Origin of the sequence: Stenotrophomonas sp. TWI809, from assembly GCF_039673205.1 — a bacterium.
GTDB lineage: Bacteria > Pseudomonadota > Gammaproteobacteria > Xanthomonadales > Xanthomonadaceae > Stenotrophomonas.
Map to the genome: position 1 here is coordinate 103,859 of NZ_JBDJLE010000005.1, position 24,494 is coordinate 128,352.

Consider the following 24,494-nt stretch of genomic DNA (forward strand, 5'->3'; position numbering starts at 1 on the left):
GCCGGCTCACTGCCGGTGAAGACCCGTGAGTGCGGTGTTGACGCCGGCCTCAAGCCGTCGCCCGCACGCGCGCGCACGGCGGTGCAGTCATGACGAAGGCATCCACCGCCTCGCCCAGCAGGGAGGCCTGGCGATCCAGCGCGCGCGCCGAGGCCGAGGCCTCCTCCACCAGCGCCGCATTCTGCTGGGTGCTGCCATCCATCTGCAGCAACGTCTGGCTCACCTGCTCGATGCCCGCGGTCTGCTGCTGCGACGCGGCCGAAATGCTGGCCATGATCGATGTCACCCGCTGCACGCTGCCGACGATCTCGCCCATGGTCGCGCCTGCGCTGTCGACCTGCCGGGTACCCGCATCAACGCGCTCGACCGAGGCTTCGATCAGCTGCTTGATCTGGCGCGCGGCGTCGGCACTGCGTTGTGCCAGCAAACGCACTTCGCTGGCTACCACCGCGAAGCTGCGCCCCTGCTCGCCTGCCCGCGCCGCTTCCACGGCGGCGTTCAGGGCCAGGATGTTGGTCTGGAACGCGATTCCGTCGATCACCCCGGTGATCTCCCCGATCCGCCGCGAGGACAGGGCGATATCGGCCATGGTGGTCACCACCTGCGCCACCGATTCGCCGCCGCGGGCCGCAACCTCGGCCGCACGTATCGCCAGCTGGTTGGCCTGCTGCGCCGAATCCGCGTTCTGCCGCACCGTGGCCGCGAGCTCCTCCATCGAGGAAGCGGTTTCTTCCAGATGCGCCGCCTGGCGCTCGGTGCGATCGGAGAGGTCGTGGTTGCCGGCGACGATCTCGCCGGCGGCATGGTTGATCGCCACCGAGGCCTGCTGGATGCGCGCGACGATGTCGGTCAGCTGCATCACCGTGGCATTGGCATCGTCACGCAGGCGCGCGAACACACCGTGGAAATCGCCCTGCATGCGTACGCGCAGATCGCCCTGCGACAACGCCGAGAGCAGCCCCTGCAATCCGGACAGGTTGCTCTGGAAGGTATCGAGCAGGTGGTTGATGCTCAGCGCCAGCGTCTTTACGAAGCCCTGCTTGTCCTCGACCGCGATCCGCCCATGCAGTTCGCCCCGCGCGGCCGCATCGACCAGCGCGGCCACCTCGTTCTCCACGGTGGTTTCCAGCGCGCGGCTGCGCCACTCCACCGCCGCCCCCAGCAGCTGGTCGTGCTCCACGATCGGGGTGATCACCAGCTGGTAGCGGACGCCTGCGTGCTCGATGTCCCGGCTGGCACGCTGGCCGCGCTGCAGCCTCGGCAACAGGCTGGCGAAGGCCGGATGCAGGGCGGCCGCCGGTTGGCCGCTCCAGTCCGCGTGCGTGAGCTGCAGTTCGGTGAGCAGCGCCTGGTTGAGGAAGCCGATCCGCCCCTCGCCGTCGAGCACCATCACGCCGGTCTGCGCACTGTCCAACGCCTGGCGGGCGCGGGTGTTGTCGCGCGCGACGGCGCGCTCGGCCTCGATCCGCTCGCGCAGCCGTTGCTGCATGTGGCGCAGGCGCGCGGCCAGCTGGCCGATCTCATCGTGCGGATTGTGGATGGTCAGCACGGTGTCGAGCCGGTCATCGGCGATGTCCTCGGCAAAGCGCAGCGTGTCGCGGATCGGTTGACGGACCGCGCGCAGCACCAGCAGCAAGGTGGCGATCAGCACCACCGCCACCAGCAGCAGGGTAAACGCGAATACGACCCCCATGGTGCTGGCCCGCGCGGCCTGTCGCTCGCGTGCCGCGGCCAAGGCCCGCGTCTGCGCCTGTTGCAGCGCCTGCAGCCCGGGCCCGATCTGGGCCGCGGTCTCGGCCAGTGACTGCGCCTCCACATCCAGCCCGATGCGGGCGGCGGTGTAGGCCAGCAGCGCCCCTTGATACGCCTCCATCTGCCTTCGCAGCGCTTCCTGCGTTTCTGCATCCAGGCGCGCCTGCGCCAGGGACAGATCGAACGGCAGCTTCTGTTCGCTGGCACGATCGGTGTGCGCCGCATCACCGGTGAGCAGCAGCAGGCTTTCCTCGCGCCGCATCTTCTGCAGCTGGGCGATCACCACCGGGCGCGCGCTGGCCTCGACGCTGGCCTCCAGCGTGGCAGCCGCCGCCTCCAACTGCGCACGCAGGCCAGCATCGCCGCGCCCCATCTCATCCACCCGGGCATTCAATGCGCTGATGCCCTCGGCGAAGTCACCCGCGCGGGAAGCCAGCTCGCGCAGCGCCCCGGCGCTTCCGGCATCGTGGGGATCGCGCTGCAGCTGGCCCAGGGTCGCCTGCAGGCGCTGCTGCGCGGCCTGCAACGCCTCGCGATCGCTGTCATCGAAGGTGCTGGCATACCGTGTCTGCAGGCGCCGCGCATCGGCGATCTCGGTCGCCAGCGTGGCCGCCAGTGCGGCCTCCTGCTGGTGCGCGGCGAAGGTTTCGGCTGCACGCTCGGTATCATGGCGCGTCCAGCCGTAGACGACGGCGACCGCAAACAGGCCCAGACCGCAGATCAGCAGGCTGGCCCTGAGTTTCTGTGCCACGCTGAGGCGGCCGAGCGCGGCCAGCCGGGTCGGCTGGGCGAGACGGAAGCGGAACCGATCGCCCAGACGGGCGACGAACAACGACAGGCGACGGGGGACGACCGACATCACGCACTCCAGGCGGAAGGACGCACCGGTATCGGCGGGACCGCGCTGAACTTGAGGGCCGATCTCACTGAGCGCCCCTGGCGTCGCCAGTGGCTCCCGTTGTAAGGGCGCCAGACGACGACGTGATGACGGTCAGGCGACGAGCGCCGGGCGGCTCGGGGTATCCCTCGCCGGGCGGTGGCATGCGTCGTCTTGAACGGGCGGGTTGCAGCAACACCGGGATCACACCCGCTGAACGTGCGACAGTGAAGGAAGGGACAGCGCCTTCACGGCGATTGCGCTGAACTAGCGCTGGGATCGCGGCCGGGGCCGCTGCAGGATCCGGTGCGCGCCACCGCACCTTGGGCCGATCACGACGCACCAACGCCATACCGCACGGAGAGAGACCGCCATGAATGCCGCCTTCAAGATCTTTCTGCTCGCCGGTGCACTGCTGTACGGCCTGCCGGGGCTGGTGTGGTGGGTGAACCATCGGCGCGCCAAGCGGGCGCGGCTGGCCCAGGGCGTGGTCAGCGTCGAGGCCCGCGCGCCATGAGCGGCGGCACCGGGACGAGCGCGGCAACGCACCTGACCGACGAACAGCGGCAGATCCTGCGCGACATCAACGCCACGCGTCCGGTCAGCGATGAAGCCGCCAACTGCGCGGTCAAGGCCGGCTACGCGGCCCAGGCGGAAGACGGCGACATCGATTTGACCCAGGCTGGCCGCCAGCGGGTGGATTCCAGCACGCTGTAACACGCCGGGGCCATGTGCGTTCTGCCGTGCCCACAGGTCATCGTTCCGAATGACACTTGAAGGACGCCCCGGCCCATGCGAAACCTGGCGCCCGCTCTGGTCCGATTGAAGCAGGCACCCCCGATGACACACTGCCCCACCGCTTTCGCCGCCCTGCTCGTGGCTGCCGGCATGCTCGCGCCCCTGTCAGCGTCCGCTGGCGAGGAGGCCGTGGAGGCAGCCACCCTCACGCGCACCATCACCGCGTTGGATGACCAGGTCTTCGACGCGTACAACCGCTGCGACCTGGAGACCTTTGCCCGCTACTTTTCGCCGACCGTCGAGTTCTATCACGACAGCGGCGGGGCCAGCTTCGATCGCGACACGGTGGTCTCCAACACGCGCAAGTACATTTGCCACAAGGTCCGCCGCGAACGGGTTCCAGGGACGCTCAAGGTCTACCCGATCAAGAACTTCGGCGCGATCGAGGAAGGCGAGCACCGCTTCTGCGAGGTGGCGACCGGTCACTGCGAAGGCAGTGCGAAGTTCGTGATGGTCTGGCAGCACAAGGACGGGCAATGGCAGATGACCCGGGTGCTGAGCTACGGCCATCGCGCGTTGACCGAGGCTGAAAAGGCGGCGCTGCAGACGACGGAAACCAGATAGCGCCGGGGAGGATTCGGGCCACCCTGTCACGGTGCGCGCGAAGGCATGCCGGTGTCCCGCTGCGTCCATTCCATCCGGCGGCCAGCAAGGCACACCACCCCTGCCGCGACCGCGAAGCCACCGGTGAGCCAGAGATTGGCGGTCAGACCGAGCCGATCCAGTGCTTGGCCGCCCACCCACGCCCCGGATGCGATCCCGACATTGAAGGCACCGACATAGAGTGCGGAGGCGATTTCCATCGCCCTGGGCACGGCCTTCATCATCCACGTCATCAAGCCCACCGATACCCCGCCGTAGGCCAGCCCCCACGCCAGCAGCGCGACGGCACCGCCCAGGCGCGACTCCCCGAGGGTCAGGAACAGCGAGGGCGCCAGCACCAGACCCGCCGCGATCAGCGACACCGTCAGCCTGGTACGTCGTGCTGCCGCGATGCCGGCAAGGAAGTTGCCGGCCATGCCCGCGGCGCCGTAGCCGAACAACAACAGCCCCACCCAGCGCGCGTCGAATCCCGAGACCGACATCAGCAGCGGCCGAACGAACGTAAAGGCGATGAAGTGCCCGGCGACCAGCAGGAAGGTCAGCATCAACCCAAGCTGCAGCCCGCGGTTGCCCAGTTGCTGACCAAACTGGCGCACGCTGGTCGTGCCGGACGGCGGCAGCCCGGGCATCACGGCCAGGTGCAGGGCAAGGACGGCGGCCCCCAGCAGTGCCATGCTGCCGAACGCCCAACGCCATCCCAGCAGCTCCCCGATCAGCGCGCCAAGCGGAACGCCCAGCACGGAAGCAGCCGCCACGCCGCCAAAGATGAGCGATGTGGCCAGGCCTACCGATCGCGTTGCCACCAGCCGCACCGCCAGCCCGCCGGCAATGGCCCAGATGCCGCCCATGCACAGCCCGACCAGCACGCGGGCCGCCAGCATCCAGCCCAGCGTGGGGGCGAAAGCCGTACCCAGGTTGGCGATCACCAGCAGACCCAGCAGCCCGCACAGCAGCGAGCGTCGATCCACGCTGCCGGTGCTGATCACCACCAGCGGTGCGAAAAGCGCTGCCAGCAGTGCGGGCAACGAGATCATCAGGCCCGCAGTGCCGGTGGCGGTGTCCAACGCTTCGGCGATCGGGGTCAGCAGGCCGACCGGCAGCATCTCCGTGGTGACGACCGAGAAGGTGGCCAGACTGACCGCGGTGACCGCCCACCACGGGTGGCGCGGTGTGGATTGCGCCTGCATCAGCAGATCCCCAGGTGGCGTGGCTCACGCGGACGCAACACGCCGTGCGCGAACGCCGCCGCCAGCAGCACCGCTCCTCCCGCACACAAGGCAACCAGGTACCCGGCGCGTGGCCCGTGTGCATCCACCCCGTAGCCGGCGATCGCCGCGCCCAGCGCCACGCCCACGTTCAGCGCCGCCAGCAGCCAGGTCATGCCCTCGGTGAGCTGGCGCGGCGGGACCTGTTGCTCGATCAACGACATCGCCACGATCATCGTCGGGGCGAAGAACACACCCGCCGCGAAGACCGTCACGGCGAGTGCGGCGATGCTTCCCACCAGCAGCAGCGGCAATGTGGTCAATGCGGTCGCGATCCCGCCCAGCAGCAACAGGCGGCGCAGTGGCGTCTGCAGCTTGAGCGCACCGAACAGTACCCCGGCCAGGCAGGAGCCGGCGGCATACGCACACAGCACGACGCTGGCGGCGGCGGGCTGCCCCACGTGCGCGGCGAAGGCGACGCTGACGATATCGACGGTGCCCACGATCACGCCCATCGCGACCATCAACACGGCCAGCCACCGCACGCCCGGCAGACGGATGACGGACGCAGCAGGTGTGGCATGGGGTAGTACGGCCTCGATCGGGGGCTCGGTTCGGCGCTGCGCGATCAACGCAAGCGCGCCGATCGGCAGCAGCACGGTAGCGGCGAGGACACCCGCCTGCGGAAACAGCGAGACCGCCAGGCCGATCGATAACGGCGGCCCGACGATGAAGGTGACCTCATCGAACACGGTTTCCAGCGCGTACGCGGTCTGCAGGCGCGACTGTCCGCGATAGATCGCGGTCCAGCGCGCGCGCACCATGGCCGACATGCTGGGCATCGCCCCGGCCAGCAGTGCCCCGAGGAACAGCACGGCCGCCGGCGCTTCCCACCACGAGGCCGCCAGCAGCATCAGCAGGCCGATCACGCTGACGCCGGTGGCCATCGGCACGACACGGCGCTGTCCATGCCGGTCCACCAGACGGGATACCTGCGGCGACAGCAACGCATAGGTCAGCACGAACGTCGCGGCTACCGCGCCGGCCAATGCATAGCTGCCGCGCACCTGGGCCAGCAGCGTGATGAGGCCGATGCCGGTCATCGGCAAGGGCAGCCGCGCCAGCAGCCCCGCCAGCGCAAACCCGGTGGTACCGGGCGCAGCGAACAACTCTCGATAGGGACGGGTCACAGCGCGTTTCACTGGTTTTCCACCTTTTACATACACAACGTATGTTTAAAATCCTATATACATACGCTCCGGATGTAAACAGCGGTCCGCCCCGCAAGCAAGGAGATATCGATGGCCCGTCGCACCCGCGCCGACATGGAGCAGACCCGCGCCACGCTGCTGGCGACGGCCCGCGTGGTCTTCAGCGAGCGTGGCTACGCCGAGACCTCGATGGACGACCTCACCGCGCAGGCCGGGCTCACCCGTGGCGCGCTGTATCACCACTTCGGTGACAAGCAGGGCCTGCTCGCGGCCGTCGTCGATGAGATCGACGCTGAGATGGACGACCGCCTCAAGGCGATCTCCGACGCCGCCGAGGATCCCTGGACGGGCTTTCGTCTTCGCTGCATGGGGTATCTGGAGATGGCCCTGGAGCCGACCATCCAGCGCATCGTCCTGCGCGATGCGCGGGCGGTGCTCGGCGGCGCCTCGCCGGAATCGCAGCGCCACTGCATCGATTCCATGCAGCGCCTGCTCGCGCACCTGATCGATCAGGGCGTGGTCGCCGAGGCCCATCCGCAGGCCTTGGCCTCGCTGGTGTACGGCAGCCTGGCCGAGGCCGCGTTCTGGATCGCCGATGGCGATGATGGCGATGCGCGGCTGGCACAGAGCGTGACGGCGCTCGACCTGCTGCTGCGTGGGCTGCGGGTCACCACACCGCACTGACCGCTCATCCGGTCAGGCCGCCATTGGATCCGGTCCCTGACCGCAGGTCATATATCGCTCCCTGTGGCCGCGAGGCCGACGCGTTCTTCAAGGGCGCGTCCGGCACCGACGCTTCACTCGGTCGCGCAAGGAAGGCGATCAGCGCGAACAGCGACCAACCCAGCACGTGCAGGAGCCAGAACCTGAGGGTCACCGCATCGATGCGCTGGAGGGGAGCCGTACGCCACCCGATCCGGCTGGCACGTCCCGCTCAGCGCCGACGTGACGTCGCGCGCGGCTGCAGCGCGTCCAGGGCGCCGGCATTGCGGCGCGCCCAGTCGTAGATCAGTTCGATCGGTTCGACCAGTTGCCGCCCCAGTGGGGTCAATGTGTACTCCACCGAGGGCGGCACGGTGGGGTACTCGGTGCGCAGCACGATCCCCGCATGCTCCATGTCACGCAGCGTCTGGATCAGCATCTTCTTGGAGACGGCCGGCAGGCTGCGGTGCAGCGCGTTGCTGCGGGCAATGCCGTCATGGCGCACGGCCAGGGTGTGCAGCACCATCGAGGTCCACTTGGTGCTGAACAGCTCCAACACCCGCCGGGGGGCGCAATCCTCTCGCCAATGCGCTTCGGGAGTACCCGTTTTCATGTGTGGTTACCGTTTGGTGCCTTCTTTCGAGGCGTACCTCGATATCCTAAGGTGTGCGCCTATAAAGCAATGAAAGAGGCGACATCGTGAAGCAGAAAGCGTTGGTGGTCGGTGCAACGGGCATCGTGGGCAGTGCACTGATACAACGGCTGCTGCAGGAGGGCTGGGACGTCCACGGCCTGGCCCGTCGGCCCGATTCGCTGCCCGCCGGCGCCCACGGCGTCTGCGCCGACCTGCGCGATGCGCAGGCCACGCGCGCCGCGCTGTCCGGACTGGCCCCCACGCACGTGTTCATCACCACCTGGTCCCGGCAGGCCAACGAGGCCGAGAACATCCGGGTCAACAGCGCGATGGTGCGCCATCTGCTGGATGCACTGCAGCCAGCCGGCAGCGTGCAGCATGTGGCACTGGTCACGGGCCTGAAGCATTACCTGGGACCGTTCGAGGCGTACGCGCAGGGCAACCTGCCGCAGACGCCCTTCCGTGAAGAACAACCGCGCCTGCCCGTGGACAACTTCTACTACGCACAGGAAGACGAGCTGTTTGCCGCCGCCGCCCGCGATGGCTTCCACTGGAGCGTGCATCGCCCGCATACCGTGATCGGCGCAGCGGTGGGCAATGCCATGAACATGGGCACCACGCTGGCCGTGCATGCCACCCTGTGCCGCCACACCGGGCGCCCGTTCCAGTTCCCCGGCTCCCTCGCGCAGTGGGACGGGCTGACCGACATGACCGATGCCGGACAGCTGGCACGGCACCTGTTGTGGGCGACGCAGACCCCGGCCGCCGCCAACCAGGCCTTCAACGTGGTCAATGGCGATGTGTTCCGCTGGCGCTGGATGTGGGGCCGGATCGCCGCGTGGTTCGATATCGAGGCCGTGCCGTTCAGTGGTCAGGTCCGTCCGCTCGCCGAGCAGATGGCCGATGATGCCGCGCTGTGGTCGTCGCTGGCCGCCACCCACGGCCTGGCCGAGTCTGACATTCACCAGCTGATCTCGCCCTGGCACACCGATGCCGATCTCGGGCGCCCGCTGGAAGTGGTGACGGACATGTCCAAGAGCCGCCGGATGGGGTTCCTGGATTACCAGCCCAGTGACGATGCGTTCTTCGCGCTGTTCACGCGGCTGCGGGCGGCGCGGTTGATTCCCTGAGGCGCTGCCGCGCAGCGCTGGGAGGGTTCCACAGCGACACCCCGCAGCGATACGCTAGGGCGGCCGCCCCCCGCTGATCGCAGGTACCGCTTGAGCTCTTCACCTACCACGGGTTCCCACGGCGAACGGGATACCGAGCGCGTCAAACTGGCGCTGGCCGCCGGCGCAATCATCGGCACCTGGTTCTGGGATGTCGCCCGCGACAGTCTGACCATCGACGATGCCCTCGCCGAGGTGCATGGCCTGGACCTCGCACTCGCGCGCAGTGAACTGCGTCTGGAGCAGGTGGTGTCCGCCGTTCACCCCGAGGACCGCCCGGGTCTGGCGGAGGCGATCGCCGACGCCGTGCGCCGTGGCGGTCGCTATGCCCACCAGTACCGCACCCGCGGCGCGGACGGTGCCTATCGCTGGATCGAGGCCATCGGCCGGGTCGATCTGGATGCCAGCGGAAACGCGGTCGGGTTTCCCGGCGTGCTGATCGACATCGATGACCGCAGGCGGGTGGAGGCCGAGCGTGACCAGGCGCAGACCCTGCTGCGTTCGTTCGTGGAGGCCGCGCCGGGTGTGGTGTACGCCAAGGACCGCCAGGGCCGGATCCTGATCGGCAACCGTGGCACCACCGATCTGATCGGTCTGCCACCCGAGGTGTATGTGGGGCGCACCGATGCCGAACTGCTCAGCGACCCGGCCCAGGCCGCCACGGTGATGGCCACCGACGAGCGGGTCATGGCCAGCGGCCAGACCGAGCAGCTCGAAGAAGACGTGAGCTTTGCCGATGGCCGGCGCGCCTGCTGGCTGTCCACCAAATCGCCGTTGCGTGATGCCGACGGAACCGTGGTGGGCTTGGTCGGCACCTCGCTGGACATCACCGACCGCAAGGCGGCCGAAGCCCGTCATGCTGAAGTGGAGGAGCGCTATCGGCTGGCCGCGCAGGCCACCAACGATGCGATCTGGGACTGGCGCATCTCCGATGGTCACGTGATCTGGAACGAGGCACTGACCACGCTGTTCGGCCATGCGCTGAGCGAAACCAGCGCGCAGTGGTGGCTGGACCATATCCACCCCGACGACCGGGCGCGCGTCGATGCGGATATCCATGCCGTGATCGAGGGCGACGGTACCGCGTGGAACAACGAATACCGGTTCCGCCGCGCCGATGGCAGTTTCGCCTCCGTGCTCGACCGCGGCACCGTCCTGCGTGGTGCGGTGGGCGAGCCGCTGCGGATGATCGGCGCGATGCTGGATCTGACCGTGCGTGAAGCCGCCGAGGCCGCCCTGGCCAAAAGCGAGGAGCGCCTGCGGTTTGCCACCGAGGCAGGCGACATGGGCTTCTGGGATGTCGACCTGGTGGCGGACGCCTTGATCTGGCCGCCCCGGACCAAGGCGATGTTCGGCATCTCCGCCGATGTTCCGGTGTCGCTGCGTGATTTCAACGAAGGCATCCACCCCGACGACCGTGCAGCGACCCTCGCCGCCTTTGCCGCCGCGGCTGATCCGGCCCAGCGCGCGCTCTATGACGTGGAGTACCGCACGGTCGGCAAGGAAGACGGGATCGTGCGCTGGGTCGCGGCCAAGGGCCGGGGTCACTTCGAGGGCGACCGCTGCGTGCGCGTGGTGGGGGTGGTGATCGAGATCACCGCGCGCAAGATCGCCGACGCCCGCTTGAAGGAATTGAACGAGCAGCTGGAAAGCCGCGTGCTCGAAGAGGTCGCCGAACGCACCCGCGTGGAAGATGCGCTTCGGCAGAGTCAGAAGATGGAGGCCGTCGGCCAGCTCACCGGCGGTATCGCCCACGACTTCAACAACATGCTGGCGACCGTGATCGGCCCGCTGGATCTGCTGGCGATGCGGCTCGGCGACAACGACCCGCGCACCAAGCGCTACATCGACATGGCCATCGATGGCGCCACCCGGGCGGCACAGCTCACCCAGCGGTTGCTGGCGTTCTCGCGCCAGCAGCCATTGCAGCCGGTGCCACTGGATGTGAACCAGCTGGTGGCGGGCATGTCCGACCTGCTGGTGCATTCGCTGGGCAGCAGCATCCGCCTGCAGACCGTACTGGCCGCCGAGCTGTGGCGGACGTTCGCCGATGCCAATCAGCTGGAGAACGTGATTCTCAACCTGGCCGTCAATGCGCGCGATGCGCTGCCTGGCGGTGGGCGCCTCACGGTGGAAACCGCCAACGGCGAGATCACCGCGGGCGCTGGCTCCGCCCAGGCGGAGGTTCCCGATGGCGAATACGTTCTGATCACCGTGGCCGACAACGGCAGCGGCATGCCGCCGGAGGTGGTCGCCAAGGCATTCGATCCTTTCTTCACCACGAAAAAGGTGGGACAAGGCACTGGGCTTGGCCTGTCGCAGGTGTATGGCTTCGTCAAACAGTCGGCCGGTCACGTGAAGATCCGCTCTGCCGTCGGGCAGGGAACAACGGTGACCCTGTATCTGCCGCGCCTCATGGCCGACATCGCCGCCACGCCTTCGCCGACAACCAGCGGTACCGCTCCGCTGAGTGGGGGCCGCGAGCGGGTGCTGATCGTGGAAGACGAGCCCGGCGTCCGCCAGTTCTCCATCGATGCGTTGAGCGAGCTGGGCTACCCGGTGCTCGCCGCCGAAGGGGCCGCCACCGCGCTTGCCCTGCTCGACAGCCATCCCGATATCGCGCTGCTGTTCACCGATGTGGTGATGCCCGAGGTCAACGGGCGACAGCTGGCCGATGAGGCCCTGAAGCGGCGCCCGGATCTGAAAGTGCTGTTCACCACCGGCTACAGCCGCAATGCGCTGGAGCACGACGGCGTACTGGACCCCAGCGTCCACCTGATCGGCAAACCGTTCACGCTGGAGGAGTTGGCCCTGCGGGTGCGCGCGGTGCTTGCCGAGGTGCGCTGACGCGGGGACTCCGGGAATCGAATCCCGGCGTCCTGGAACGTAGTGCGCGCCCTTGATCCGACTGGGATCAGGCAGCCTGCTGGCGTCACCCCACACGCTGCGCAGGTGAAGCTGACGCTGGACTACCCTGGTTGGGATGGCGAGGATTACCTTGCCCTGCTGAACATCGATGGCAAGTGGATGATCGTGAGCAAATCATGGAGCGGCCAACGCAAGTCGCCGGCGTCATGAGTCTTCATCCTTCACGCTCACGTACAGCGTAGGCACGGCCTTCATGAAATCCCCCAGTCGTCCCATCTGGATCTGCAGATCATCGGGGAGGACGTCGGCCGCAGCGTCGAGCAGTGCCTGGCAGTGCTGCTCGAACGGTGCGACCACGCGACGGCGTGGCTCGAGCATGAAGGAGTAACAGGCCTGGCTCGACCACGGCGGGGGCGCCAGCGCGTAGTGCGAGCTGCCCAAGGCAAACAGCGGCGCGTGGCTCTCGCCTGGCAGCGACAGCGTGATGTCGTTGGCGTTCACCTCGGCCCGGGTGTGGGTGCGCTGGATCGCCCACGCATCGAGTGTGTTGCGGCCCGGCACCGGGCCTACGGTGCCATCCACGGCGCCGGCCAGAAGGGACAGCGCGGCATCCACGCTCACACCGTAGTGGTCCAGCATGTGAGGCTCCAGCGCCATCCACAGCTGTATCGCGCCGGCCACCGGACCATACGCGTGCAGGATGTCTGCAGGTGCCAACGCCGGCAGCAGCGCGGACTGCACCAGCTGCGCGAGTTCCTCCACGCTGCGTGTGGCGCTGCTGACGGTCACGAACAGGTACGGTGCCATCCCCGCCCGCCCCGGCTCCAGCAGCGGCACGGCCGGCTCCCCCTCGACCGCATTGCCACGCGCGCACGAGGGCAACACTGCGGCGCCCGCAAGCGCGGCCAACAGCAGGCGCCGCCGCGCCAGAAATTGAGTGTCATCCATGTGCAGAGAATACACGGGGGTAAAAGCGACCCGCTTGACGGGCCGCGTATTTTCTCAATACTGCGCCAATGCTCAGCCAACACTTTCTCTTCTTCTTCGCGATGCTGGGCGCCTTCAATGGCATCGTCGCGGCGTCGGTATTGTGGTGGCGCGCCAAGGGCGAGCCCACGCAGCGTTGGCTGTCGCTGCTGATCCTGATGGTGGGTGTGCGAACGGGAAAATCCGTGGCCTTCCACTTCTGGCCGGATATTCCGCTGGTCGTTCTCCAGCTCGGGCTGACCGCCTGTTTCCTGATCGGCCCCTGCCTCTACTTTCTGGTGCGCTCCAGCCAACGGGAGACTGCCGGGACGGACACGAACGGCCGGTGGCACCTCGCCGCGCTGCTGGTGCTTGCCGTGGCAGTGAATGTCCTGCTGCCGTACACCCGCAATATCGAGCTGTGGCGGTACGTCATCACGCCGGGCATCAACTATGCCTGGCTGGGCTATCTGCTGCTCACCACCGTGCAGGTGTATCGCCACCGCGCCCGGCTGCTGGCCTCGCCGTCCGCCCCGCTGCTGCTCGGCGCGCTGGCGGGCATCTGGATCATCTGGATCGCGTACTACACGGCCGGATACACGTCCTATATCGTCGGCGCGCTGTCCTTCACGTTCGTTCTCGCGGTAAGCGTTCTGGTCGGGCTCCGCCTGCGCGCGGGGCGGGCAACGATCGAGCCCTATCAGGACCGTCGGATTGCCGCGTCCGACGCCGCCGTTGAACTACAGGCCCTGGCCGAGCTGATGGCGCGCGAGCGGTTGCATCTGGACCCTGCCCTGACCCTGCCCCGCCTCGCCCGTCGCCTTGGCATGCCCCAGACCCGGCTGTCGCAGCTGCTCAACGACAACAACCAGACCTCGTTCAAGCAGTACCTCACCCAGCTGCGGGTGATCGAAGCCAAGGCGATCCTGCAACAGCAGCCTCCCAAACCGCTGGATATCGTGGCGCAGGAAGCGGGCTTCCAGTCCATGTCGACCTTCTACAGCGCGTTCAAGAAGTGCGAGGGCGTCACCCCGGCGGCCTACCGCACGGCCGCCACGCACTCCTAGAATCGATTTCCGCACTCCGGGAAGACGCTGCAATACATTGATTTGAAAGCGATTGGATAGGGTGCTGGCTCCTTCCTGCGAGTCAGCGCCATGCAGACGTTACGTACCATCGCCACCTTCGTATTGCTCCTGCTCAGCGTCTGGCTGGGCGGTACCTGCACCAGCGACGCTGCGCCGCGGACCACCGTTCCCGCGGCCATGGGGCAGCCCGCCAGCGGCCACCAGGACCGCATCCTGTTCATCATCGCCAGCGCCAAGGTGCATGGAACTTCCATGCTCCCGGCCAGCGTCAGCTTTGGCGAGGTGGTACATGCCTGGGATGTTTTCCATGCCGCCGGCTACGCGGTGGACTTCGTGTCACCCGACGGCGGCGGCGTACCGATTCTGGATGACTACGTCAGCGACGACGTGGCGCACCGTCTGGACGATGCCCGGATCATGCGCGGGCTGCGCGGCACCGTCACCCCGGCACAGATCGATCCCACGCAGTACCGCGCGGTGTACTACGTGGGCGGCAGCAATGCCATGTACGGGGTCGCCGAGAACGTGGCGCTGCAACGCATTGCCATGCAGGTCTACGAGGGCAACGGCGGGGTGATCTCGGCGGTCTGCCACGGAACGGCCGGCATCGTGAATCTCCAGCTTGCCGGCGGCCAGTACCTGGTCTCGGGCAAGCGCATCAGCGGCTACCCCGAAGAGCACGAACGCCAGGATGCGCCCTACTTCCACCAGTTCCCGTTCCTGATCCGCCAGACCGTCGTGTCCCGCGGCGGTGCCTTCCGGACGGTGGAAAGCGATGACCCGCATGTCGAAGTCGATGGCCGGCTGGTGACCGGGCAGAACTATGCCTCTGCCACGCCGGTGGCGCAGGCCGTGGTCGAGGCGCTTCGCGTCCACACCGTGCAGGCGTCCAACCAGGCAGCCGCTCAACCCTGATCTCCCACACACCACACCCCTGAGGAAACACCATGAAAGTATCGATTCGATCCGTTGGCCTTGCCGCCAGCCTGTTCCTGCTGCTCCCCACCTCGGCCATGGCGCAGAGCACCGATCGTGAGGCGGTGGACAAGGTCATGCAGACCTTCATGCGCGCCTACATCACTGCCGACAACACGTTGGCCAAGGACGTCTTCCGGGCAGACGGCGTGATGATCGGCTACTCCGAAGCCCGTGGCAGCGCGCTGCAGATGCGGACCGGGGAGCAGTTCGCAGAAGGCTTCAACGGCACGCCGGCGGCCAACGAGGCCCAGCGCAAGCGCCGCTATGAAATCGTGGACATGGCCACCAATCTGGCCGCCGTCCGCGTGATGCTGGATTACCCCGGCTGGGACGGCGTGGACTACGTGGTCCTGCTCAAGACCGATGGCCAGTGGAAGATCATGAGCAAGTCCTGGACCGGCCAGATCAAGCCCTGAGCCGGACCTGGCGGACGTGAAACCATCGCGTCCGGGTGCAGCCCGGACGCGATGGCCGCCCCGCACCCTGCGCCGGTGTCAGTCGGCGCTCAGGTTGCTCCTGAAGAACCGCGTCAGTGTCTCGAACGGAATCAGGTCGGCGCGATCATAAAGATCCACGTGTCCAGCACCGGGAACGATATGCAGCGCTTTGGGCTGCCCGGCCAGCGCGTAGGCCTTCTGGCTGAACTCCAGCGAGTGGGCCTCGCTGCCGGCGATGAACAGCATCGGGCGTGGCGAGATCGTCTCGATGTCATTGAACGGATAGAAGTTCACGAAGCGGACTTCGCTGGTCAGCATGCGGTTCTGCGTGGTCTCCAGCGTGCGGCCCTTGGGAATGGCGATGCCACGCGGGGTACGGTAGAACGCCCAGAACTCGCGGGTCACGGGATCGGCATCGGCGGGCAGCTGGATGGGAAGATAGTCGAGGAAGATTCCCTTGCCGGTGGTGAACTCGGTGTAGCGCTGCTCGGCCGCCTTGGCCAACATCGCCTTGCGCTGTTCCAGCGACACCGACTGGCCCAGACCGTTGCGCGTCACGTCGCCCATGTCATACATGCTGACCGTGGCAATGGCCCGCAGCCGCGGATCCATCTTGGCCGCGCTGATGGCGAAACTGCCGCTGCCACAGATGCCGAGCACACCGATACGCGTGCGGTCGATGAAGTCGCGGGTCCCCAGGTAGTCCACCGCGGCACTGAAAGCTTCGCTGTACATCTCGGGCGCGACCAGATTGCGCGGCTCGCCTTCGCTCTCTCCCCAGAAGGGCAGATCGATCGCCAGGGTCACGAAGCCCTGCTCGGCCAGCTTCTGCGCATACAGCATGGAGCTCTGCTCTTTGACCGCCCCCATCGGGTGGCCGACGATCACCGCGGCCGACGCGGTGGCGTTCGATGTCGCCTTGGGCCGGACGAGATTCCCCACCACCTCCATGTGGTACTGGTTCTTGAAGGTCACCCGTTCAACGGTGACCGTGTCACTTTTGTAGAAATTGTCTGCACCGGTAGGCATCGTGGCTCCCAGGGTCGTGAAGGAACTGGCGGCCAGCGCCAGCAGCAGGGCAAGTCGTTTCATGAGAGGTACTCAGTGAGAAATGCAGGGCGTTGGTAGGCCGGACCCACGGTAGCCCTCCGCAACCACCGTGATTAGCCGGGGGAATGTGGAAGGCGTGCTGAGCTCTGCTCACAATTCGTGGTGTTACTGTGGGCATCGCGCCCGACTCCTGATGCGGAATCAGCAATGGCTGTCCTGAAAACCAACGATCTGCAGGCGTTTCTGGCCGTCGCCAGGGAGCAGAGCTTCACCAGGGCCGCGGCACGGCTCGGGGTCTCTGCATCGGCGCTGAGCCACACCCTGAAACAGCTCGAGGCGCGCCTGGGGGTCCGGCTGCTGGCACGGACCACGCGCAATGTCGCGCCCACCGAAGCGGGCGAGCGGCTGATGCGCTCGATCGGCCCGCATTTCGACGCCATCGGCGAGAGCGTGGATGCGCTCGGCGATCTCCGTGACCGCCCCGCCGGCACCCTTCGCATCACCTGCAGCGACGATGCCATCGAGATGGTGATCCGGCCCAGGCTGGCGACCTTCCTGGCCGCGTACCCGGACATCACGCTGGAGTTCTACGTGGACTACGGATTCACCAACGTGGTCGAGGAACGCTTCGACGCGGGCATCCGCCTGGGCGAGGCGCTGAGCAACGACATGATCGCCGTCCGCATTGGTCCGGACTGGCGGCTGGTGGTAGTGGGCTCGCCTGCGTACTTCCAGCGCCATCCCAAACCCCGTACGCCGTACGAGATCACGGGGTTGCCCTGCGTCAACATCCGTCACCGGCCCGCAGGCAGCATCTATGCATGGGAGTTCGAAAAGGACGGCAAGGAATTCAGCGTCAAGGGAGAGGGGCAGCTGGTGTTCAACAGCATGTTCCATGTCATCAATGCCGCCGTGGATGGCATTGGACTGGCGTATGTGACCGAGGATCTTGCCGCACCCTACCTCGCCAGCGGCCAGCTGGTGCAGGTGCTGGACGAGTGGTGTCCGCTGTTTTCCGGCTACCACCTCTACTACCCCAACCGCCGGCAGGGATCGCCTGCGTTTGCCGCCCTCATCAACGCGCTGCGCCATCCCGCACTATGACGTGCGGGTGCGCGCGGTAAGTGCCGCCAGCAGCGAACCGGCAAGCAGCACCGCCGCGCTGACGATGAAGGTCGCGCGGTAGCCACTGCCGTCGAAAAGCAACCCGCCCACCGTGGAACCCAGCGCGATGGAGAGCTGCACGACCGCCACCATCAGCCCGCCACCGGCCTCGGCATCATCGGGCATGGACCGGGCCAGCCATGCCCACCAGGCGACCGGTGCAGCCGTCGCCACCAGGCCCCAGGCAGCGAGAAGCACGAAGGCCATGCGGCTGGAGTGACCGAAGACGGTAAGCCCCAGCGCGATGACGGCCATGACCAGCGGGATGATCATCAGCGGCAGGTAGACGCTCTTCCGGATGCATCCCCCGATGAGCACGGTGCCGATGAAGCCGGCCACCCCCAGCGCGAGCAGCAGCATCGACAGCATGCCCACGCTCACATGCGTCACCGTTTCAAGGAACGGGCGCAGGTAGGTGAACAGCATGAACTGACCGCTGAAGAACACCCCGACGGCGGCCATCCCGCGCAGCACGAGCGGGCGCCGGAGAACAGCGAAGATGCTGCCGGTCGCCTGGCGAGGCGCCGGCTTCAGGGCAGGAAGACTGATCCATTGCCACACCAGTGCGATCACGGCGATCGGCAACAGGCACAGAAAGGCGCCGCGCCAGCCGATGATGCCGCCGAGGTAGCTGCCCAGCGGGGCTGCCACGACCGTCGCCAGCGCATTGCCGCCATTGAAGACGGCGAGCGCCTTGGGCACGCTCGCGGCCGGTACCACCCGTATCGCGATCGCGGCCGACATCGACCAGAAGCCGCCGATGACCACACCGATCAGCGCGCGCCCGATCATGTAGACCGGATAGCTGGGGGCGAGGCTGACGATGACACCGGAGATGCCCATCAGCACGGTGAGCAGCAGAAGCAGTGTCTTGCGGTCGAGATCACCTGCGATGCGGGCGATGAACAGGCTGGTGATGACGGCGAAGGCACCGGAGATGGCAATCCCATAGCCGGCCCACCCTTCGGTAACGCCGAGCGAGGTGGCGATGGGCGTCAACAGACTGACCGGCATGAATTCCGAGGCGACCAGGCAGAACACGCACAGGGTCATGGCGAAGATGCCGGCCCAGTGCGCCGGCGCGGCGGCAGCGTGATGCGCGTCGCTCTGCGCGGGGAGGGAGGTGGCGACAGGGGGCATGGGGAGCACTCTCTGGAACAGGAATGGCGTTGCCGCCCTGCACAGTGCGCAGGGACGAGACAGGGACGTGGCGTTGGGCAGCGCGGACGACGCGCGACAGAGCCCGGACGTGTTTTCAGTGGGCGCCATGGTGGCCCACGCCGCGGGGACTGATAAGCAGCCCCCGGGTTCATGGACTACTGAGGTTTTCTCAGCAGTGCGTCATCACCACCCCATCGAAGCGCTTCGACCAGCAGCGCGAACGCCGGCGAGTTCTGGCGGCGGCTTGGGTAGTAGAGATGGAAACCGGGAAAGGGCGGGCACCAATCCTGCATCGCCCGCATCAGCCGCTTGTCCGCCAATGCATCGGCCACGATCAGGTCCGGCACGCAGGCCAGGCCGCGGCCCTCCAGTGCCGCCTGGACGATCAGGCGCACACTGCTCAACGTCAGCCGCCCCTCCACCTGCACGTTCACGCTGCGGCCGTCCTTTTCGAACTCCCACGCATACAGCCCACCCTGGGTCAGCAGTCGCATGTTGATGCAGTCATGCACGGTCAGGTCCTGGGGCGTACGCGGCACCCCGCACCGCTTGAAGTAATCCGGGGCACCGACAACGGCCATCCTGAGCGGCGGCGTGACCGGGACCGCGATCATGCCCTTGGCCACCTGCTCGCCCAGGCGTATGCCCGCATCGAACCCCTCCGCGACGATGTCGGCCAGATTGGACTGGTCGGTGATCTCCACCCGGATGTCCGCGTAGGTATCCAGCAGAGGCTGCAGCTTGGGCCAGACCACCTGTTCGCTGGCCGGATCGCTGCTGTTGATGCGCAAGGTGCCACTGGGCCGATCGCGCAGTTCACTCAGGTCGTCGATAGCGCTGTCGATGCTGGCGAAGTGCGGCCCGATCTGCGCCAGCAGCCGTTCACCGGCTTCGGTCGGTGTCACGCTGCGCGTGGTGCGGGTCAGCAAGCGGATCCCCAGCCGCTGCTCCAGCACCCGCACGGTATAGCTCAGCGCAGCCTGCGACACCCCCATCCGCGCGGCGGCGCGGGTGAAGCTGCGCTCCTGGGCCACCGCCATGAGGGCGCGCAGGTCGTTGTAGTGTTCGCGCCGCATGGCCGCCCCATTGATAAACCGCTTTTATAACTCTATTCGTGGCCTGCAGGTTTATCCACATAAAACGGTGCGGCACCATGGGTGCGCCCCACCTTGGGCCATCCCAGCAGGAGCGCGCGATGACCACCCCGCCTTTCCCCACGCTCGCTGTCGCTGCCCGATCGCATCATCGGATGCACGGCCGACACAGCCACCGCCCCACCGTGCGAGCCGCCGCTGCGGCCCGCCCACACCACGGATATCCACATGAACACCCAGTCGGCTCTCTCCGCACGCCAACAGGCCATCCTGCCAATCGCCGCTTTCACGGCGGCCGGCGATCTTCACCGCCTCGAACCGGCCCTGCGCGCCGCGCTGGATGCCGGGCTGACAATCAATGAGATCAAGGAAATCCTGGGTCAGCTCTACGCCTATGCAGGCTTTCCGCGCGCGTTGAATGCACTGGGCACCTTCATGACGGTGGTGGAGGACCGCAAGGCACAGGGCGTCCACGATGCACAGGGCAAGGCACCGGCCACGCTGCCCGCGCCGGACCAGATGCTGGCCGTAGGCACCGCCAACCAGACCCGGTTGTCGGGTCAACCCGTCGCAGGCCCGTTGTTCGCGTTCTCGCCTCAAATCGACCGCTACCTCAAGGAACATCTGTTCGGCGCGATTTTTGCGCGCGACAACCTCGACTGGGGTGATCGCGAGCTCGCCACCGTGGCCGCGCTGTCGGCCATGACAGGGACCGAGTCGCAGGTGCAGGCGCACATGCGCATCAGCCGGAACGTGGCGCTCAGCGAGGCGCAGCTGCAACATGCCGTGGCGGTGCTGCGCGACGTGGTCAGTGCCGAGGCCGCCGATCGCGCGGACCAGGCGCGGCGCGGCACGCTCGCCCACTGAACCCTGCGCAGGAGGAGACCATGACCGGCTGGATAGCATTGATGCTGACGTCCCTGATACTGGGAAGCACCGACGTCGCCGCACAGCCCATCGTGCGCATGTTCGAGCTGCACACCGACCCGGGCCGACAGGAAGCGTTCGACGCGGCCGGCCGGCGCAACATGGACGCCTCCCTGCAGACCGAGCCCGGTGTTCTGGCGATGCACGCCGTCACCGATCGCCAGCGGCCGGGCGTGGCGTACGTCTTCGAAATCTACGCGGATGCGGACGCCTTGAAGACGCATCTTGCGTCCGCGCACTACGCCGATTTTCTACGCGCCACGCAGCCGCTCATCGCCGACAAGACGTTGACGGAAACAACGCCCGTGTTCCTTGCCGAAAAGTCGGCCCCTCTTTCGGTCATGCAGCGCGGCGACACGCCGGAGGTCCGGATCGTCGATGTGACGGTCAAACCCGCGGATATACCGGCATTCACCCGGATCGTCACGGCGGAGATGCGCGAGTCCATGCGGATCGAACCGGGCGTCCTGGCGATGTATGCCGTTACACGGCAGGAGCATCCGGAGCAGTGGATCTTCTTTGAGATCTACGCCGATGCCGCTGCCTATGACACGCACCGGCAAACGCCCCACTTCAAGGACTATCTGCAGCGGACCGCGGAGATGCTGGTGGACAAGGGGCACAGCGAGGTAAGCACCATCGCGTTGAAAAGCCGTGGCGGGGTGTCGTTCGATGCGACCCACGTGCCCTGAGAGGAGGACTTGGATGTCCTGCCATGCGATGAACAGGTGCCACAGGCTGCAACCGCCGTGCCGCCGACGCCAAGCGGCCAACATCCATCTGCCACAACGGTCCCGCACAATTTTCAAACAACCGCTTGAAACACGCGTAACTTCGTCGAACTGGACACGATCCACCAGTTCCGCCAGACTCCGCCCTTTCCTGTTGTTCGGCACCCATGGCGAAACTGCTGGTCCTGCATGGCCCCAACCTCAACCTGCTCGGCACGCGCGAGCCGGGGGTCTATGGGCACACCACGCTGGCGCAGATCGACCAGGCCCTGCTGGCCCAGGCGCAGGCCGCCGGCCATGCCCTGGAGAGCCTGCAGTCCAATGCCGAGCACGTGCTGGTCGATCGGGTGCAGGCCGCCCGCGATGACGGCACCGCCTTCATCCTGATCAATCCGGCCGCGTTCACTCACACGTCCGTGGCCCTGCGCGATGCGCTGGCCGCGGTGGACCTGCCCTTCATCGAGATCCACCTGTCCAATCCGCACGCGCGCGAGCCCTTCCGCCAGCACAGCTATTTCAGCGACAAGGCGGTCGGGGTGATCTGTGGGTTCGGGGCGGACAGCTATCGCTATGCGATGGATGCAGCGCTGACCCGGTTGGCGGCTGCTTCGGCGTGATGACCCTGCCGCGTGTCCTGGCCAGCGTCGCGCTGTGGGGCTGCCTGTGTGGCGCCGCCAGTGCCGCTGATCGCAGCGCGGAAGGCATCGACTGCGCGCAGCCGAGCGGCACCATGGAATCGGATCTGTGCGCCTCGGATGGGGCCAGCGAGGCCGATACCGAATTGAACGCGGTGTACGCCCAGGCGCGCCAGCAGTTGCGCCGCCAGGCGGCCGAAGGCGCCTGCACGCACTGCGCCGATGCCGAAAAGCAGCTGATCCTGGCCCAGCGCGCGTGGATGCAGCTGCGCGACCACGATTGCGACGCGGTCTACGCCTTCAACGCCGATGGCACCTCGCGCAATGGCGCGCAGATGCACTGCCTGACCACCCTCGCGCGCGACCGTACGCGGCAGCTGCGCGATTTCTACGAATTGCTTTGACCCGAGCGCGCCGCGCTTCCCACCACTGACACCACGAGCCAAAGAGGCCCCTATGGATCTCCGCAAAATCAAGAAACTGATCGACCTGCTGGAAGAGTCGAACCTCGCCGAAATCGAAATCAAGGAAGGCGAAGAGTCCGTGCGTCTGTCGCGCGCGCCCGTCTCCGGCTACGGCATGGTCCAGGCCCAGCCGCAGATGATGATGGCCCCCGCACCGGCCCAGGCCGCTGCCCCGGCGATGCCGATGCAGTCGCCGACCGAAGCCTCCACCGGTGGCACCGCCAAGGCCGGCAACGCCCTGCCGGATGGCCACGTGCTGCGCGCGCCGATGGTCGGCACCTTCTATTCGTCGTCCTCGCCGGACAAGCCGGCCTTCGTGTCGGTCGGCCAGGCCGTCAAGGCCGGTGAAACGCTGGCGATCATCGAAGCGATGAAGATGTTCAACCCGATCGAAGCCGATGTTTCCGGCACCATCGTCGCCATCCTGGGCGAAAACGGCCAGCCGGTCGAATTCGACCAGCCGCTGTTCGTGATCGGCTAAGGATTAGTCCATGCTCGACAAAGTCGTTATTGCCAACCGAGGGGAGATCGCGCTGCGCATCCTGCGCGCGTGCCATACCCTGGGCATCCGCACGGTGGCTGTGCATTCCACGGTCGACCGCAACCTCAAGCACGTGGCCATGGCCGACGAGTCGGTCTGCATCGGTCCGGCACCGTCCTCGGAGAGCTACCTCAACATCCCGGCCCTGATCGCCGCGGCGGAAGTCACCGACGCCCAGGCCATCCACCCGGGCTACGGCTTCCTGTCGGAGAACGCCGACTTCGCCGAGCGCGTGGAAGAGTCCGGTTTCATCTTCATCGGCCCCAAGGCCGACACCATCCGCCTGATGGGCGACAAGGTGGAAGCGATCCGCGCGATGAAGGCCGCCGGCGTGCCGTGCGTGCCCGGCTCGGGCGGCCCGCTGACCGACGACATCGTGGCCAACACCAAGATCGCCCGTGAGATCGGCTACCCGGTCATCATCAAGGCCTCCGGTGGCGGTGGCGGCCGTGGCATGCGCGTGGTGCATGCCGAAGCCTCGTTGAAGGCGGCGATCGAGACCACCAAGTCCGAAGCCAAGGCCGCTTTCAGCAACGATCAGGTCTACATGGAGAAGTTCCTGGAGAATCCGCGTCACGTGGAAATCCAGGTGCTTGCCGATGGCCAGGGCAATGCCATCCACCTCGGTGAACGCGACTGCTCCATGCAGCGCCGCCACCAGAAAGTGGTGGAAGAAGCGCCGGCACCGGGCATCACCGCCGAGCTGCGCGATGAGATCGGCAAGGTGTGCGTGGAAGCCTGCATCCGCATCGGCTACCGCGGCGCGGGTACCTTCGAGTTCCTGTTCGAAGACGGCCGCTTCTACTTCATCGAAATGAACACCCGCGTGCAGGTGGAACATCCGGTGACGGAGATGGTGACCGGCATCGACCTGGTCTGCGAGCAGCTGCGCATCGCCGCCGGCCAGAAGCTGACCATCAAGCAGAGCGACGTGGTGCTGACCGGCCACGCGATCGAGTGCCGCATCAACGCCGAAGACGCTGAAACCTTCGTGCCGAGCCCGGGCCAGATCACCGCGTTCCATCCGCCGGGTGGCCCCGGTGTGCGTGTGGATACCCACATCTACAGTGGTTACCGCGTGCCGCCGAACTATGACTCGATGATCGGCAAGCTGATCGTGCACGGCCCGGATCGCGAGACCGCGATCGCGCGCATGCGCGTGGCACTGAGCGAGCTGGTCGTGGACGGCATCAAGACCAACGTCGCGCTGCAGCAGCGCATCATGCGCGACAAGGGCTTCCAGGCCGGTGGGCAGAACATCCACTACCTGGAAAAGCGCCTGGCCGAACGCAAGAACAAGTCGATCGCGTTGACCTGATCGGTTGATTCACGCGTCACGTTGGACAGCAGAAAGGCGGGGATCTCCCCGCCTTTTTGTTTGCGCGAACCGGGCTGCCGGAGGGCACAAACCCGGTAGAGCCAACCCATGGTTGGCTGAC

General features: G+C 66.8%; 25 protein-coding genes. 17 read left to right on the forward strand and 8 right to left on the reverse strand.

Features of this window, described 5'->3' with window-relative positions; all coding sequences use genetic code 11:
• Window positions 1-49: 49 nt before the first annotated feature.
• Complete coding sequence (locus ABE472_RS05810) at window positions 50-2,611, reverse strand: methyl-accepting chemotaxis protein (protein ID WP_346465862.1); 2,562 nt, start codon at window positions 2,609-2,611, stop codon at window positions 50-52.
• A gap of 391 nt (window positions 2,612-3,002) precedes the next feature.
• On the opposite strand from ABE472_RS05810, the gene ABE472_RS05815 reads away from it, so the two are divergent.
• The 3 genes from ABE472_RS05815 to ABE472_RS05825 all read left to right on the forward strand — a co-directional run bounded on the left by ABE472_RS05815 (window position 3,003) and on the right by ABE472_RS05825 (window position 3,991).
• Window positions 3,003-3,146 (forward strand): hypothetical protein, encoded by a 144-nt coding sequence (locus tag ABE472_RS05815; protein WP_179459899.1) that lies wholly within the window; start codon window positions 3,003-3,005, stop codon window positions 3,144-3,146.
• Window positions 3,143-3,346 carry a hypothetical protein gene (locus ABE472_RS05820; protein ID WP_346465863.1) on the forward strand — a complete coding sequence of 68 codons (204 nt, stop codon included), beginning with the start codon at window positions 3,143-3,145 and terminating at the stop codon, window positions 3,344-3,346. The genes ABE472_RS05815 and ABE472_RS05820 overlap by 4 nt, the downstream gene beginning before the upstream one ends.
• 75 nt (window positions 3,347-3,421) lie before the next feature.
• Window positions 3,422-3,991: a nuclear transport factor 2 family protein gene (locus ABE472_RS05825; protein ID WP_346462956.1), complete on the forward strand. Its 570-nt coding sequence runs from the start codon at window positions 3,422-3,424 to the stop codon at window positions 3,989-3,991.
• A gap of 26 nt (window positions 3,992-4,017) precedes the next feature.
• Here the strand turns inward: ABE472_RS05825 and ABE472_RS05830 are convergent, their stop codons facing one another.
• Complete coding sequence (locus ABE472_RS05830) at window positions 4,018-5,217, reverse strand: MFS transporter (RefSeq protein ID WP_346462957.1); 1,200 nt, start codon at window positions 5,215-5,217, stop codon at window positions 4,018-4,020.
• Window positions 5,217-6,425: an MFS transporter gene (locus tag ABE472_RS05835; protein WP_346462994.1), complete on the reverse strand. Its 1,209-nt coding sequence runs from the start codon at window positions 6,423-6,425 to the stop codon at window positions 5,217-5,219. Before ABE472_RS05835 ends, ABE472_RS05830 begins: the two co-directional genes overlap by 1 nt.
• Before the next feature lie 111 nt (window positions 6,426-6,536).
• On the opposite strand from ABE472_RS05835, the gene ABE472_RS05840 reads away from it, so the two are divergent.
• Window positions 6,537-7,130, forward strand: a complete 594-nt coding sequence (locus ABE472_RS05840) for a helix-turn-helix domain-containing protein (RefSeq protein ID WP_346465864.1) — start codon at window positions 6,537-6,539, stop codon at window positions 7,128-7,130.
• 250 nt (window positions 7,131-7,380) lie between these two features.
• On the opposite strand, the gene ABE472_RS05845 is transcribed toward ABE472_RS05840, so the two are convergent.
• Entirely contained in the window at window positions 7,381-7,761 is a 381-nt protein-coding gene (locus ABE472_RS05845) for a helix-turn-helix domain-containing protein (protein WP_313212937.1), read from the reverse strand.
• An 83-nt stretch (window positions 7,762-7,844) separates the two neighbouring features.
• Here ABE472_RS05845 and ABE472_RS05850 point away from each other — a divergent pair, with 83 nt between their 5' ends.
• The 3 genes from ABE472_RS05850 (at window position 7,845) to ABE472_RS05860 (ending at window position 12,029) form a co-directional block, all read left to right on the forward strand.
• A complete protein-coding gene (locus tag ABE472_RS05850; RefSeq protein WP_346465904.1) occupies window positions 7,845-8,912 on the forward strand; it encodes an SDR family oxidoreductase in 1,068 nt (355 codons plus the stop codon).
• 90 nt (window positions 8,913-9,002) lie between these two features.
• Window positions 9,003-11,798 (forward strand): PAS domain-containing protein, encoded by a 2,796-nt coding sequence (locus ABE472_RS05855; RefSeq protein WP_346465865.1) that lies wholly within the window; start codon window positions 9,003-9,005, stop codon window positions 11,796-11,798.
• Between the two features lie 42 nt (window positions 11,799-11,840).
• Window positions 11,841-12,029, forward strand: a complete 189-nt coding sequence (locus ABE472_RS05860; RefSeq protein WP_313212940.1) for a nuclear transport factor 2 family protein — start codon at window positions 11,841-11,843, stop codon at window positions 12,027-12,029.
• On the opposite strand, the gene ABE472_RS05865 is transcribed toward ABE472_RS05860, so the two are convergent.
• Window positions 12,024-12,767 (reverse strand): hypothetical protein, encoded by a 744-nt coding sequence (locus ABE472_RS05865; RefSeq protein WP_346465866.1) that lies wholly within the window; start codon window positions 12,765-12,767, stop codon window positions 12,024-12,026. The genes ABE472_RS05860 and ABE472_RS05865 overlap by 6 nt on opposite strands.
• Before the next feature lie 68 nt (window positions 12,768-12,835).
• On the opposite strand from ABE472_RS05865, the gene ABE472_RS05870 reads away from it, so the two are divergent.
• The 3 genes from ABE472_RS05870 to ABE472_RS05880 all read left to right on the forward strand — a co-directional run bounded on the left by ABE472_RS05870 (window position 12,836) and on the right by ABE472_RS05880 (window position 15,267).
• Window positions 12,836-13,852 carry a helix-turn-helix domain-containing protein gene (locus tag ABE472_RS05870; RefSeq protein ID WP_346465867.1) on the forward strand — a complete coding sequence of 339 codons (1,017 nt, stop codon included), beginning with the start codon at window positions 12,836-12,838 and terminating at the stop codon, window positions 13,850-13,852.
• 90 nt (window positions 13,853-13,942) lie between these two features.
• A complete protein-coding gene (locus tag ABE472_RS05875; protein WP_346465868.1) occupies window positions 13,943-14,788 on the forward strand; it encodes a type 1 glutamine amidotransferase domain-containing protein in 846 nt (281 codons plus the stop codon).
• A 32-nt stretch (window positions 14,789-14,820) separates the two neighbouring features.
• On the forward strand, window positions 14,821-15,267 hold the full coding sequence (locus ABE472_RS05880) for a nuclear transport factor 2 family protein (protein WP_121040371.1): 447 nt from the start codon (window positions 14,821-14,823) through the stop codon (window positions 15,265-15,267).
• 78 nt (window positions 15,268-15,345) lie between these two features.
• Here ABE472_RS05880 and ABE472_RS05885 read toward each other — a convergent pair whose 3' ends face one another.
• Window positions 15,346-16,380: an alpha/beta hydrolase gene (locus ABE472_RS05885; RefSeq protein ID WP_346465869.1), complete on the reverse strand. Its 1,035-nt coding sequence runs from the start codon at window positions 16,378-16,380 to the stop codon at window positions 15,346-15,348.
• Between the two features lie 165 nt (window positions 16,381-16,545).
• Here ABE472_RS05885 and ABE472_RS05890 point away from each other — a divergent pair, with 165 nt between their 5' ends.
• Window positions 16,546-17,442 (forward strand): LysR family transcriptional regulator, encoded by an 897-nt coding sequence (locus ABE472_RS05890; protein WP_313219769.1) that lies wholly within the window; start codon window positions 16,546-16,548, stop codon window positions 17,440-17,442.
• Here ABE472_RS05890 and ABE472_RS05895 read toward each other — a convergent pair.
• Together ABE472_RS05895 and ABE472_RS05900 are read right to left on the reverse strand one after the other, a co-directional pair.
• Complete coding sequence (locus ABE472_RS05895) at window positions 17,437-18,771, reverse strand: MFS transporter (protein ID WP_346462966.1); 1,335 nt, start codon at window positions 18,769-18,771, stop codon at window positions 17,437-17,439. The two genes, ABE472_RS05890 and ABE472_RS05895, sit on opposite strands and share 6 nt — an antisense overlap.
• A gap of 47 nt (window positions 18,772-18,818) precedes the next feature.
• Window positions 18,819-19,739, reverse strand: coding sequence for a LysR family transcriptional regulator (locus ABE472_RS05900; RefSeq protein WP_313211309.1), 921 nt, complete (start codon window positions 19,737-19,739; stop codon window positions 18,819-18,821).
• A gap of 246 nt (window positions 19,740-19,985) precedes the next feature.
• Here ABE472_RS05900 and ABE472_RS05905 point away from each other — a divergent pair, with 246 nt between their 5' ends.
• From ABE472_RS05905 to accC, 6 genes are all read left to right on the forward strand, one after another.
• Window positions 19,986-20,624 carry a carboxymuconolactone decarboxylase family protein gene (locus ABE472_RS05905; RefSeq protein WP_346462967.1) on the forward strand — a complete coding sequence of 213 codons (639 nt, stop codon included), beginning with the start codon at window positions 19,986-19,988 and terminating at the stop codon, window positions 20,622-20,624.
• A 20-nt stretch (window positions 20,625-20,644) separates the two neighbouring features.
• Complete coding sequence (locus ABE472_RS05910; RefSeq protein ID WP_346462968.1) at window positions 20,645-21,376, forward strand: antibiotic biosynthesis monooxygenase; 732 nt, start codon at window positions 20,645-20,647, stop codon at window positions 21,374-21,376.
• Between the two features lie 206 nt (window positions 21,377-21,582).
• A complete protein-coding gene (aroQ, locus tag ABE472_RS05915) occupies window positions 21,583-22,032 on the forward strand; it encodes a type II 3-dehydroquinate dehydratase (protein WP_019183533.1) in 450 nt (149 codons plus the stop codon).
• Window positions 22,032-22,454, forward strand: a complete 423-nt coding sequence (locus tag ABE472_RS05920) for a lysozyme inhibitor LprI family protein (RefSeq protein WP_346462970.1) — start codon at window positions 22,032-22,034, stop codon at window positions 22,452-22,454. The genes aroQ and ABE472_RS05920 overlap by 1 nt, the downstream gene beginning before the upstream one ends.
• Before the next feature lie 52 nt (window positions 22,455-22,506).
• Window positions 22,507-22,995, forward strand: coding sequence for an acetyl-CoA carboxylase biotin carboxyl carrier protein (gene accB / locus ABE472_RS05925; protein WP_121040377.1), 489 nt, complete (start codon window positions 22,507-22,509; stop codon window positions 22,993-22,995).
• Window positions 22,996-23,005: 10 nt separating this feature from the next.
• Window positions 23,006-24,373: an acetyl-CoA carboxylase biotin carboxylase subunit gene (gene accC, locus ABE472_RS05930; protein ID WP_313211321.1), complete on the forward strand. Its 1,368-nt coding sequence runs from the start codon at window positions 23,006-23,008 to the stop codon at window positions 24,371-24,373.
• The last annotated feature ends 121 nt before the right edge of the window (window positions 24,374-24,494 follow it).